Here is a 12,540-nt window from a genome sequence, read left to right as displayed (position 1 = left end):
TCGATGTTCTTAATCAGGCACTAGCTGTGCTTATGCTGGTCGCGACGACAGCGTTTGTCGTAGTGGCGCACCCACCAATATTTATCGCAGACTTCCTCATGTCCGCTCACGCGCGCCCCGGCGAGCCACAAAACCGCACCGAGGAAGATGCTCAGTACCGCGCCATGCGCGAAGTATTGTGGGAGATCAAGCTGCGGCAGCTGGTTTAAAATGGAATAACCTACGCCGACTACCATCACGAAGAGCCCCAACCCCATCAGCACGTTACCGAGTAACGAAGCGTTTTTGCGTTTCATGTGTCACCTCCGGAACTTTGGGTTGTCAGGGGAAAAGCCCCTAATCCTTGTGTGTAAAGTATAGACAACGCCCCTTTTATGAGTTGCGTGAATGATCACAATTACAGATAACTCCCAGACAAAAATTTACAAATAACACCTTGAACAGCTTGAAATTCTAATTGTTCCGATTAGTAATTATTTGCATCTCGCGGTGCCGATCGCAGAATTTTGTCAAGCGGCGCGCCAGACAGTAAACTACGCGCCAGATCTGGAACCCATTAGGAATTGAATCGTGACGATTAAACTGATTGTCGGCCTCGCCAACCCGGGCGCAGAATATGCGGCAACCCGCCACAACGCCGGGGCATGGTACGTCGATCTGCTGGCTGAACGGTTACGTGCTCCCCTGCGTGAAGAACCCAAATTCTTCGGCTATACCTCACGTATCAACCTCGCTGGCGCGGATGTTCGCCTGCTGGTGCCCACCACCTTTATGAACCTGAGCGGCAAAGCGGTGGCGGCGATGGCAACGTTTTATCGCATCAATCCGGATGAAATTCTGGTGGCTCACGATGAGCTGGATCTCCCGCCCGGCGTGGCAAAATTCAAGCTGGGCGGCGGGCACGGCGGCCACAACGGTCTTAAAGACATCATCAGCAAGCTGGGCAATAACCCGAATTTCCACCGTTTGCGCGTGGGAATCGGCCATCCGGGCGATAAAAACAAAGTTGTTGGTTTCGTTCTCGGTAAGCCCCCGGTTTCTGAGCAGAAACTGATTGACGAAGCGGTAGACGAAGCGGCGCGCTGCACCGAAATCTGGCTGAAAGATGGCTTAACTGAAGCGACAAACCGCTTACACACTTTCAAAGCGCAATAATCCGCCCGATACGGCTTTTTTACCGCGCGTCATGCGGGTTACGTGTATAATAGGCGTAGTTATTTACTTTTCATCAATCGGTTATCGTTAACGGATTGATTATCAAGACATTAAGGTGATTTAGAAATGGGATTCAAATGCGGTATCGTCGGTCTGCCAAACGTGGGCAAATCCACCCTGTTTAACGCGCTTACCAAAGCGGGTATCGAAGCGGCGAACTTCCCGTTCTGTACCATCGAACCGAACACCGGCGTGGTGCCAATGCCGGACCCGCGTCTGGACCAGCTTGCGGAAATCGTGAAGCCGCAGCGCATTCTGCCAACCACCATGGAGTTCGTGGACATCGCGGGCCTGGTAAAAGGCGCCTCCAAAGGCGAAGGTCTGGGTAACCAGTTCCTGACCAACATTCGTGAAACCGAAGCGATCGGTCACGTTGTGCGCTGCTTCGAAAACGACAACATCATCCACGTTAACAACAAAGTGGATCCGGCTGACGACATCGACGTCATCAACACCGAGCTGGCGCTCTCTGACCTCGACACCTGCGAGCGCGCGATTCACCGCGTGCAAAAGAAAGCCAAAGGCGGCGACAAGGACGCGAAAGCGGAACTGGCTGCGCTGGAAAAATGTCTGCCACAGCTGGAAAACGCGGGCATGCTGCGCGCGCTGAAAAACCTGACTGAAGAAGACAAAGCGGCGATCAAATACCTGAGCTTCCTGACCCTGAAGCCAACCATGTACATCGCCAACGTTAACGAAGACGGTTTCGAGAACAACCCGTACCTGGATAAAGTGCGTGAAATCGCAGCGGCTGAAGGTTCTGTGGTAGTTGCCGTGTGCGCGGCCGTTGAATCCGATATCGCCGAGCTGGACGATGCCGACCGTGAAGAGTTCATGGCCGAGCTGGGTCTGGAAGAGCCGGGCCTGAACCGCGTGATCCGCGCGGGCTACGAGCTGCTGAATCTGCAGACCTACTTCACCGCTGGCGTGAAAGAAGTGCGTGCGTGGACGATTCCTGTGGGTGCGACCGCGCCTCAGGCGGCCGGTAAGATCCATACCGACTTCGAGAAAGGCTTTATTCGCGCGCAGACTATCGCGTTTGAAGACTTTATCACCTACAAGGGTGAGCAAGGCGCGAAAGAAGCAGGCAAGATGCGTGCGGAAGGGAAAGATTACATCGTTAAAGATGGTGATGTGATGAACTTCCTGTTTAACGTTTGATTGGTTTTGAATGGGAAAAATCCACGCTTAGGCGTGGATTTTTTTATAGAGTAACGAACTTATCCCCTCTTGCGCAGATAGAACTCCAGATATTTTTTAGGTCTATCCTGAAACGCACGTTCTTTGCCGTAGTTATAAGCATCGTTAAAATATTTATACGCTTCCTCGAATTGATTCAACTCATAACAGACCATGCCGAGATCGATTAAGGGTGCAGTGTCTATATCCGATCCACGTGTCCGTAATGTCGTCTCTCCCCATTTCTTTGCCTCAGCGTAATCCGCGAGATCAAAATATGCGCTGTACATGCAGGCAGAGATCCAGTTGGCGAGCTCCCATTCGAGCTTTGGCTCAGGAAGCGCTTGCCAGGCTTTTTGGTATTGCTCTAAAGCCTCGGCGTATTTTTGGTTGCCGTGTAACTCGTTTCCTTGTTCAATTGTATTTGTTATAGATATTTGCATACTAAAGCCCTTATCCATTTAGATAAAAACACCCTTTCTTAAACAACAACCAAATATAATAAAATGCATTGCTAAATTTTGATTGCAGATTATAAAGTTATTACATTGCAATCAATCATCTTATAGCATATAGTTTTTAGTATTAATGCCTCTATAACATTCCAATCACCTCCGCCGAGGCCTGCCCCTATTCTTGGCATTTGTATTGAAAGGCGGTGCACCAAAGCAAAGTCAGATAATTTTTCAAGACAAACAGCCAAGGATGAATAACATACATATTGATTTTTGTCATTGATATTTTTCTTTATACCATCCTGCGCATACATATTAGCAATAAATATTTGTTCTTGTTCATCAATCTTGACAAAATCAACCACCCCTAATTCTGGAATGTTATTTTCTTTGAAGCTACTGAGATAGTGTTTCTTTGCAGCAGGATATTTATTTGAAAGGGAAAGAACAAAACCTTTACCCCATTTCCCTTTATTATTCACAATATGAGCAATAACTGTGGATTTTTTCAAAGGTTCCACAGCATCTCCAGATAAGTAATTTATTCTCTTTTTTTCTTGCAATGAAGCCGTTGATCTTTCCCAGATTGTTTCAAATTCATCATTCGAAATTTCTTCGGCGTCACTTAAGTCAAGTTCGCTTTTCTTACCGTCATACAGCAGGAAACCAACTTTTTCATTTTTATCTAGCAAAGAGGAAGAAGCATAATAATCACCATCTATAATATTTATTTGTCGAGTGGCCACCTCTCCTATGAATTCATTGAGGATAATCCCTTCACCTGCAATAAAATCAACATTTCCTTTATAATATTTTTTCACCTCAACCACAACTCCTCCCACTTTTAACAATTCTTTTAGAGACATCGAGATCTTTTGTGTTTAAGATCAAAAATGTATTTTTCCGAGGTTCAATTACATCTAAGCCAGTAACATCTATTTCGACAAAATGGCTTATGCCTTTTAATTTCCTCGCGTCACCATATATATCAGCTGCTAATTGACCCAGAGACATTTTTCCAGTTCCTCCAACATCCTTGAGTGTTCGTCCGCCAATCATTTCAGGTCTGATATTAGTGAAGTATTGTCCATCCCCGAAGCGGGCGTGTATATCTCCTGATGAAGGTCTTATTACACCACTTTCCGTGATACCTTTCATCCCTTCTTCAGTCGTGTAGTGAATTAATGTTTTAGGCGTCAACCCCCACGGATCCACCCACCCCAGCGCATTCGGCGCATACTGGTAAAGGTTTATCCCCCCCGCCAGCCCTATCGGGTCCTGCTGCGTAAACCTTCCGCAGTCCGGGTCATAATACCGGAACAGATTGTAGTGCAGCCCTGTCTCACGGTCCAGGTATTGCCCCTGCATGCGCAGGTTCTGAGAATATCCTGATACCTGCGTCTCGCTTTCCCGCAGCAGCTTGCCCCAGGCGCTGTTCACACCTTCCCAGCGCACCTGTCCTTCGATATCCGTCATCCGCTCCGGCGTGCCGTTCGGCTGGCAGTGGAACCAGAAGATCTCCGGGGCATCAACGCCGTCAATACGCGCCAGAGGATCGTAGCTGTCCTGATCGCTGTAGACGTAGGTGAGCGGTACATCCCCGTGCACCTCCTGCAGCAGGCGGAATCCTTCCCAGACAAACCGGGTGGTGACCGGCTTGCCGGTTGGCTGTCCGCCCAGCATCTGGCGTCGCGTTTTGCTGACGCGCCGACCGAGCGGATCGTAGCGGAAGCTGACCTGCGTCTGCGGCCTGTTGCGATCCCGCGGCTGGCTGATGACCTCCGTCAGGCGATGCTCGCCGTCGTAGCGGTAGTGCCAGCGGGTCTGGCCGTTATCCTTCTCCACGGTGCGGCCGTGGATGTCATAACGCCAGCGAATGCCATTCAGCTGCGTCAGACGATTGTGCGTGACCTTCTCAGCAGAACCTTCCAGCGGGTTACCGGCCGCATCCCAGCGCCACTTCTCCTGTCCGGGCAGCGTGCCGTCCTGAACCAGCAGACGCCCGGCGCTGTCGTACTGCCAGCGGTACCAGCTGAACGGGTTGTCGTCCCGCTCTTCCCGCACCAGGTTATTGCGGTAGTCGTAATCCCAGCGGCGGGACCAGCGGCGCGGCGACGGGCGCTGGGCATTGCCGGTAAAGACGTCCCGGCGATGCAGTCGGCCAAGGCGGTCGTATTCGCTGCGCGTGGTCAGCAGCCCCTGGGTTCGGCTGGTCTCGCGGTGAAGCTCGTCGCGGGTAAAATCAGAGACCGACAGCTTATCGAGAGCAATGCCGAGCAGATGCCCGCTGCCGTAGTAAAACTGCTTAAGCTCGCGGCCATCGGGCAGCGTGACGGAGGTGCGGTTGCCCAGCGCGTCATACTCCCACGCCAGCTCGCCGTGCTCGCCCACTTCGCGCGTGACGCGACCAAGCGCGTCATACTCAAAGGCAAGCTCCTGCTCTGCCTCGGTGGTCCACGCGTCGGCTGAAAGCGCCGGATGCAGCCCAATACGGCTTAACAGCCCGGACGGAGTGTAATGGTAGCAGGTCTGTCCTTCCGGCGTGGTGCGGGCGACCAGCTGGCCGCTCGCGCTCCAGGCGAAGGTGTGGGTGATGGCCTCCGGATGGCCGGCGGCAAACGTGCGCGCTATCGTGCGTCCGCAGGCGTCGTAGCGATACTGCGAGACCACGCCATCGAGCCCCACCTCTTCCAGCAGCAGCGAGTCCGCGCCCCAGCGGAACTGGTACGCTTCGCCGTTTTCGTTTTCAAGAGCAATCAGACGTCCGCGGCTGTCCCAGCGGCGGCGCACCTCTTCGCCCTGAGTATTGCGCGTGGCGGTTAAGCGCCCTGCCTCATCGTATCTGAACTCGCTCTCTTTTCCGTCGGCGCCAGCATGCTTCACCGGCAGGCCACGTTCGTTCCATTTGAGCGACTCCGTCCAGCCTTCCGGACGATCGAGCTGCACAGGGCGCCCCGCGGCGTCGTAGCGGTAACGCGTCTCTTCACCGTCGGCGCTAATCTCGACCACCAGCCAGCCCAGGGGATGATAGCGGTAGCGGGTAATACGACCGGAACAGTCCGTCGCACGCACAATCTGTCCGGCCTCGTTGTACTCCTGATAGCGGCTGTTTCCGGCGGCATCGACCTCCTCAACAACCTGGCCGAACTCGTCCCGGCGCAGCAGCGTCGTCTGCCCCATCGGGTCCACCACGCGCTTCAGCCCGTGGTGTTCGTCGTACCAGAAGCGGGTGGAGCTGCCGTCGGCTTCGATAATGGCCGCGGGAAGCGCGCGGTGCTCCAGCCAGGCGGTGGTGCGGGTATTGCCGTCGGCGTCAGTCTCCTGAACCCGGTTGCCCATTTCGTCGTAGACGAATGTAACGGCGTTACCGAGCGGATCGATGCGACGCGTCAGAAGCTCGTTGTCGTCCCACTCGTAGCGCCAGTTTTCACCGCGCTCGTCAACGTAGCGGACAATCAGATTTTGCGCGTTCCAGTAGTGGCGGCGAGTCTGACCGTCGTAGTGCTCGACGGTCGTCATCCCGGCGGCTAAATCGTAGCTAAAGCGGCAGCCGTCGCCGGTGCTGGTGCGGTTTTCCACCACGCGCCAGTGATCGAACTGTTTCCAGCGGTATTCGCTCTCCAGACCGCCCGGCAGACGGTGCCAGACCATCAGCCCGTGCTCGTTATAGCGGTATTCACGCGTCACCACGCCGGAGGCATCCGTCGCGCTCGCCAGCTGGCCGCGCGCGTCGTAGCCCCACTGCATCAGCGGCCATGTCTGGTTGCCGTCGAAATGGCTGGCAGCGGTGACGCGCTGCGGGAAACGCTCATCCTCATAGCGCAGGGTGACGTCGATTGCCCGCGGCTCGTCGTGCAGGCCGACTAGCCTGCCGTGCTCATCCCACTCCGTCAGCAGGGCGTTGCCGTATTCATCGCTGAGGGAGGCCAGACGCAGGATGGAGGAATTCGCCCGGGTTGGTTTATACAGACGCCACACCGCGCCGTCGTCGTCGGCAATCGCCACGTCGCCGCTCTCATTGCGGCGGATGATAATGCCTTCGCTGATGCTGTAAAACGCGCGGTCGACAGGCGGCAGCTCGAAGCTCAGCTCGCGCCCGGTTTCGTCAAACCATGTGGCATTGTTTTCGTCGAGCGTCAGATAGCTGTCAAACGTGGTTGCCCAGCCCAGCCCAAACAGTCCTTCGCGGGTTGTCAGGCTGTTGTAGCTGCGCTGCCAGCGCAGCGGGAAGCGCCCCGGCAGCGAGAAATCGAGTTCGTCGTCGTCATTCAGCACCTTCACGCCGGTGGCGGCGTGAACCGGGTGCGAGGAGCCAAACACGGCATTCACCGCCATATCGGCCAGCATCCCGCCGCCGGCCGCCGCCAGCGCGCAGGGCATGTTTTTGAGAATCTTGCCCGGACGCCCGCGCAGCAGGGAGAGCGCAATCATCCCCAGCGCCAGGCCCGGCGTTTTACCGCTTTTGATATCGCGGACCGTGAGCGTCTCCCCGCCGATGATCACGTTCGGGGAGACATCGTCGGAAACGGTGCCTTCGCAGGTTGTGCGATCTTTTGCGCGCACCGCGGGCTGCCCGTTGATAAAGACGCTTTTAGAGCCTTCCGCCAGATACTGCGGCCCGGAGTGCTTTTCGCACGCCACCTTGTCTTCTTCCAGCGGCGAGGTCCCCGCTGCGGCAGAGGCTACGCTCGGCTGCCACATTTCGCTGCCAAACTGTCCGGCGGCGGAAAGCAGCATGCCCGCGTAATCGGCAAAGCTGCCCGGCGACTGCGGCTCAGGGGACGGAGTATCCGCGGGCGTCAGCGTCCCTGCCGCACGCGCGGCAGGGATTGCGTTGGTCAGAACGTTATTCGAACCGGTAGTGATTTTTCCCGCAGGCGACGGCGGGAAAAGCGCGTTGCCTAACCCTTCCGCGGCGTTGCTGATATCGTCGGTGATGCCCGCCACGTTCGCCAGCACGCCACCGATAATTCCGCTTAACAGACAGCTGGATCCAATCGCCGCCACGCCCGCTGCGGCAGCACCCGCACCGAGTAGAGGCGCGGCCGCCGTAGCCGCCAGCCCTACCGCCGCACCGATCACCGCATAGGCGGCACCTTCCGCCACAATGCTGGTGATGTCAGCAAAAATGCTGGAGTGAATAATCTCGTCGCCCTTACGGGCCGCGTTGTTATCGCTCATGCCTTACACATTCCGGTTGTCGTTTAGCGTCAGACTCTGCTTAAGCGCGCTCCAGCGCACCTCGTCCTCTTCGGTGAAGGCTCTTAATGCCGAGAGGGTAAAAATCATCAATACCGGTTTGCCCGGCGTCTGCACGGCAAGCTGTTTTTGCCACAGGCGCTGTCCGTTACGGTCAAAGGTAGTCTCGACTTCCAGCCCGTTAATTTTCCCGTCAGGACCGGCTTTTACGCTCCGGAATTCGCTCTGGGCGATCTCACCCATCTGAGGACGCAGCACGTCCCACTGGCGATGAAACTCTTGTTCGTAGTCGCTGCCGTCCGGGACAACGCCGCGGCTGACCACCACGGACAGCCCGCTTTCGTCATCGCGAATAATGTTCATGCTGTTATCCTGCCAGGCAGCAGGAAATAGGGAAAACGAACCTTCCTGGAGGGTGTATTTCATAAGTGAACTCGGGATGATTAATATTAAAGACTGTAAAGGCAGAAAAATAAAGGCCAGAGAATGCTGACCTTTTAGTAATACATTCTATTTATTAACCCATTGACCTGGCTGATCAACTAAAACATGACCACCTTTACTGACTACCAATTTCAATGGGTTATAGGTAACTGTATAGGTAATTTCACCATTCTTAAATAAAGAACCAGTTACTTTGCCAGCCGTATCTTTGAATGTCTTCCCATCTAATGAAATTGTACTATTGTCACTTTTTCTAATCCCAAGATAAAACATACTATTGCAGTCTATTTCAAACGAACCACATTTATTTACAAGAGTAATATTGAATTTCTCGGTTTCAAAAGTTCTTTTTTCGGGTGTCGACGACTTTAACATTTTTGTTAGCTTATAATTCTGAGGAGCATAATATTCACCTTTCTGTGGCGGTGTAATTAAAGTCCAGATCATTTTATCACCAACAACTTCCAGTTTCGCGTGTCCCTTTCCGCCACCAAATGAAGAGTTAAATTCCACATTTGCTCGATTTTCAGCAATAACACCCTTTAGATTATTCTCATCATCTGGGGGACAGTCAATGCGGTTACCGTTTTGAGTAACATAACAATAACTACCATTCACATTTTGACCAACTTGATTTAATCGTAAAGTGAGTGTAGACTCATTTTTTTGCTCTCCGCTCCACTGACCAGAAAACATATCTTTAGCTATTGCATGGCCACTATTAAAACTTGCAACCATCAATAACATTACTAATTTTATATTCATTACAAAGCCACCTGTGCACACCGATCAACTCGATTTAACCAACCTGTCAAAAACTTAGCATTTTTAGAATTATTTACCACAAGGTTTTCATAATATTCTTTACGGATGTCCGCTATTCTGGACGTAAGTTTCGCTGAGTCGCTTACGCTGTTCATTGCTTCTATAGTCTTAGGCCCTATTTTCCCATCTGCAATTAACTGCTGGCCAAACTCATTGTTCAGCAATTTTTGGATTTGTTTACCGGCTCCGCCGGAGGTTATGGTCCAATCATAAGACATTAGTGCGAGTTTAGGATCATTAAGATTGTTAAATCCAGACGGTTCCCAGTAACGTTTACGGTAAATTGTCTCAGCTTGTTCATTGGTTAAATTTTTTAGATTATCCAATGTGGGTTCAACACCAAGATCTTCCTTGGCATATTTCTGCCATGTTTTCCACGCAATTCCTTTATTGGTAGCTCCCCCGGAGTCGTTAGGATCATTAACGTACCCGCCTTCATTCTGGAAAATAATAGGAGAGATCTTTGAAAACTTGTCATCACTTTGAGTCGGTGTTGCTGAAGTGGCATTACTTACTGTAGCTTGAGGTGCTGGTTTCGTTGCAGACTCTGATGGCACTGGAGACGCTCCTGCCCCTTTCTTGCTTTGTTCAGGCGCAAAATACGCCTGCACCGCCGCATCAATATCCCCTTTATGCCCCGATCCCGGTGCCGTTGTGCCCGGCTTGGTGCCAGAGGTATTCAGGTGCAGCTTACCGCCCGTGGTGATATAGCCATCCCCTTCCACGAAGAAATTAAACTCTTTGCCGATCAGGTTAATCTTGCCGTTAGCGTTCAGCTCGATGGCACTTTCACCTGAGACCAGCCGCAGCTTCGTCCCGGAAGCAATGACATACTGCTCTACCGCCGCATCCAGCTTGCCTTTTCCCGTCAGGATCTCGGTTCCGCCTTTCACCGCCTGGGTCTGATTCGCTTCCACGCGATGCAGCTCATTTTTCTTCACGTAATGGCTGCGCGCCCCGCCGACGCTGTGCGTTTCATCATTCTTAACGCTGGTATCCATATTGCGTTCGGCCTGGATCCACACCTGCTCTGCACCCGCCTTGTCCTCAAAGCGCAGGGCGTTGGCGTTATCCACGGAGCCCCCTTTCGAGCGGCTCATAAAACCCATCTGTGTCGCCGCTGCCGGCAGCGCCCACGGCGGCATGCTCGCGTCGTTGTACACGCGTCCGGTTATAATCGGACGGTCCGGGTCGCCGTTGATAAAGTCCACCACCACCTCGTCGCCGACGCGCGGGATCTGCACCCCGCCGTAGCCCTGGCCCGCCCACGCGCTCGACACGCGCACCCAGCAGGAGCTGGTGTCATCCCCCTTCGCCAGCCGGTCCCAGTGGAACTTCACCTTCACGCGACCGTATTTGTCCGTCCAGATACTCTCGCCCTTCGGTCCCACCACCTTCGCGGTCTGCGGGCCGTAGGTGCGCGGCCACGCCGTGCTCTGCGCAGGACGGTACACCACCGCCGACGGGATGACAGTGAAATCCGTACGGTGAATGGTCTCCCCCTCGCCGCTCGCATAGCGGTTCTCTTCGAAGTGGTAGCCCGCCGCCGTCACCAGATATTCGCCGTTGTCGCTGAAGAACGGCGCGTTGGTTAACGTGAAGGTGTGCCCCGGCGCTATACCCCCCGCCGTGGCGGTGGCCTGAATCTGCTGATGCTCAACCTGCCAGCGCTCCTGACGGATACGGGCATAGAACTCCCCGTGACCTTTGTCCACAAAGCGCCCCGGCCAGTCGTACACGTCGATGCTCCCCGGCTTCGGCGACGCCGGGTTCTGCTGGGCCTGGAACAGCCACGCGTTCGGCTTGCGGAAGTCATAGTCGTCGAGGCTGTAAATTCCCGGCGTCACGCTGTCCTCCAGCGCCCACTGGCTGATGCCCTCTTCATCCGTACTGCCGCCGGACGGCGTCTGGTGGTAGGGAATGACCTCATAGCCGCTGAACGGCTGATGCTGCGTGGCGGCGTCGGTGAGCACCAGGGTGTGTTTGTCCGCCTCGTGGCTGAAGTGATACGCAATCCCTTCCAGCTCCATCAGGCGGCTGATGAAGTCCAGGCTCGACTCCTGATACTGCACGCAGTAGTCCCACACCCGGTAGCTGCCGGTGAGTTTATCCTCAACGTTAACCTGATGCTCGCCCAGCAGGGTTTTCACAATCTGCGGCACCGTCTGGCCCTGGAAAATACGCAGATTGCGGTCGCGCTTCATCGGCCACAGGTCCGGCTCCACCGTCAACTGGTACACCGCATAGCGCGTGCCCGTCAGCTCTACGGCGCTGACCGCCACGCGGGTAATCTTGCCGTTAATGTACCGGGAGGTCAGCAGGTTCTGCGTCGGGATGGTCACCGTGACCGGCTGGCCGAGCAGCCTGCTGCGGTCGATGCGCGCGTCCGTGCCGAGCACGGTCAGCGTCAGCGCGAACGACTCGGACATCGCCTCGCGGCCCGTCAGTTTCCAGAACAGAAGCCCCTCCACCGGGAGCTGAACGGTAATTCGGTTGAGCATGATCTTTATTCCACTATGAACTCATCTCAGTGCCAGAAATTAACTCATCTCAATACGCAAAGCGGGAACGCTGTTGATGTGATAATGAGTAGCTGTAAGAGTTATTTCTCTTGCCACAAAATAAAGCCACTTTTCCTGTAGTTTTATTTAGATAGTTTTAAGTTAATGTCGTGATTATTTAAGCCATAAGCCTGAAAACATAAGTATGCTCCCCAGGGAAACTGCACTTTTAGCGACGATAAGTAAGCCAGGTGCAACAACACGTGTTACAGCCGATATTTTTTCATAATTTTCTATGTTGTACCTTTTGTGCCATCCTGTAATTCCGGAAAGAATAGTACAGAGCAGCACAACGGTAACTTTTAATCCCCATACGCACAGGAAAGACATGGACAAGATAATCGAATATTGTTTCGCCTTTGCGACGGAGAATAATGACATTGACTGAGCGATCCATTTCAATGTAAAACCGATAACGACCGTACCCACCAATACCAGAACAAACATCAATCCGGCCAGGAACCATTGCTTTTTACTGAAGAAATCTTTTCCATTCCAGATATATGCTAAAGTGACAAAAATGAAAAATACACAACCAATCCATTTCACCCTTTCATTCTCCACTCATATTTCCAGCGTCGCCATGCAAACATTAAAAACAAGACCGATCGAGCTAAAATGCTCATAATTTCTCATACATTAAAACAAAAAACTTAATCATT

The 12,540-nt window shown here is 53.4% G+C and carries 10 protein-coding genes; 2 read left to right on the top strand and 8 right to left on the bottom strand.

What is annotated here, in order from left to right:
- Positions 1-20 precede the first annotated feature (20 nt).
- Positions 21-296 carry a stress-induced protein YchH gene (ychH, locus tag OSH03_RS09715; protein ID WP_008499505.1) on the bottom strand — a complete coding sequence of 92 codons (276 nt, stop codon included), beginning with the start codon at positions 294-296 and terminating at the stop codon, positions 21-23.
- 274 nt (positions 297-570) lie between these two features.
- Between ychH and pth the strand changes: the two genes are divergently transcribed.
- Entirely contained in the window at positions 571-1,155 is a 585-nt protein-coding gene (gene pth, locus OSH03_RS09710; protein ID WP_266178916.1) for an aminoacyl-tRNA hydrolase, read from the top strand.
- Positions 1,156-1,281: 126 nt separating this feature from the next.
- Entirely contained in the window at positions 1,282-2,376 is a 1,095-nt protein-coding gene (gene ychF, locus OSH03_RS09705) for a redox-regulated ATPase YchF (protein WP_010432886.1), read from the top strand.
- 59 nt (positions 2,377-2,435) lie between these two features.
- On the opposite strand, the gene OSH03_RS09700 is transcribed toward ychF, so the two are convergent.
- From OSH03_RS09700 to OSH03_RS09670, 7 genes are all read right to left on the bottom strand, one after another.
- Positions 2,436-2,855 carry a hypothetical protein gene (locus OSH03_RS09700; protein ID WP_266178915.1) on the bottom strand — a complete coding sequence of 140 codons (420 nt, stop codon included), beginning with the start codon at positions 2,853-2,855 and terminating at the stop codon, positions 2,436-2,438.
- Between the two features lie 71 nt (positions 2,856-2,926).
- Complete coding sequence (locus tag OSH03_RS09695) at positions 2,927-3,715, bottom strand: macro domain-containing protein (protein WP_119915844.1); 789 nt, start codon at positions 3,713-3,715, stop codon at positions 2,927-2,929.
- Positions 3,672-8,030 (bottom strand): RHS repeat-associated core domain-containing protein, encoded by a 4,359-nt coding sequence (locus OSH03_RS09690; RefSeq protein WP_266178914.1) that lies wholly within the window; start codon positions 8,028-8,030, stop codon positions 3,672-3,674. Before OSH03_RS09690 ends, OSH03_RS09695 begins: the two co-directional genes overlap by 44 nt.
- A gap of 3 nt (positions 8,031-8,033) precedes the next feature.
- On the bottom strand, positions 8,034-8,474 hold the full coding sequence (locus OSH03_RS09685) for a DcrB-related protein (protein ID WP_266178913.1): 441 nt from the start codon (positions 8,472-8,474) through the stop codon (positions 8,034-8,036).
- An 84-nt stretch (positions 8,475-8,558) separates the two neighbouring features.
- Positions 8,559-9,257, bottom strand: coding sequence for a hypothetical protein (locus OSH03_RS09680; RefSeq protein ID WP_266178912.1), 699 nt, complete (start codon positions 9,255-9,257; stop codon positions 8,559-8,561).
- On the bottom strand, positions 9,257-11,818 hold the full coding sequence (gene tssI, locus OSH03_RS09675; RefSeq protein WP_151412502.1) for a type VI secretion system tip protein TssI/VgrG: 2,562 nt from the start codon (positions 11,816-11,818) through the stop codon (positions 9,257-9,259). The genes OSH03_RS09680 and tssI overlap by 1 nt, the downstream gene beginning before the upstream one ends.
- A 174-nt stretch (positions 11,819-11,992) precedes the next feature.
- Complete coding sequence (locus OSH03_RS09670; protein ID WP_266178911.1) at positions 11,993-12,427, bottom strand: hypothetical protein; 435 nt, start codon at positions 12,425-12,427, stop codon at positions 11,993-11,995.
- Positions 12,428-12,540: the final 113 nt, after the last annotated feature.

The sequence above is a fragment of the Enterobacter nematophilus genome (assembly GCF_026344075.1).
In the GTDB taxonomy this organism is placed as follows: Bacteria; Pseudomonadota; Gammaproteobacteria; order Enterobacterales; family Enterobacteriaceae; genus Enterobacter; species Enterobacter nematophilus.
Note: the sequence above shows the minus strand (reverse complement) of the source record. Positions and strands in the feature narration are given on the sequence as shown.

Bases quoted from the DNA above. Each gene is read 5' to 3' on its own strand.
- ychH (WP_008499505.1), bottom strand. From the start codon at position 296: ATGAAACGCAAAAACGCTTCGTTACTCGGTAACGTGCTGATGGGGTTG.
- ychF (WP_010432886.1), top strand. From the start codon at position 1,282: ATGGGATTCAAATGCGGTATCGTCGGTCTGCCAAACGTGGGCAAATCC.
- OSH03_RS09700 (WP_266178915.1), bottom strand. From the start codon at position 2,855: ATGGATAAGGGCTTTAGTATGCAAATATCTATAACAAATACAATTGAA.
- OSH03_RS09695 (WP_119915844.1), bottom strand. From the start codon at position 3,715: ATGTCTCTAAAAGAATTGTTAAAAGTGGGAGGAGTTGTGGTTGAGGTG.
- OSH03_RS09690 (WP_266178914.1), bottom strand. From the start codon at position 8,030: ATGAGCGATAACAACGCGGCCCGTAAGGGCGACGAGATTATTCACTCC.
- OSH03_RS09685 (WP_266178913.1), bottom strand. From the start codon at position 8,474: ATGAAATACACCCTCCAGGAAGGTTCGTTTTCCCTATTTCCTGCTGCC.
- OSH03_RS09680 (WP_266178912.1), bottom strand. From the start codon at position 9,257: ATGAATATAAAATTAGTAATGTTATTGATGGTTGCAAGTTTTAATAGT.
- tssI (WP_151412502.1), bottom strand. From the start codon at position 11,818: ATGCTCAACCGAATTACCGTTCAGCTCCCGGTGGAGGGGCTTCTGTTC.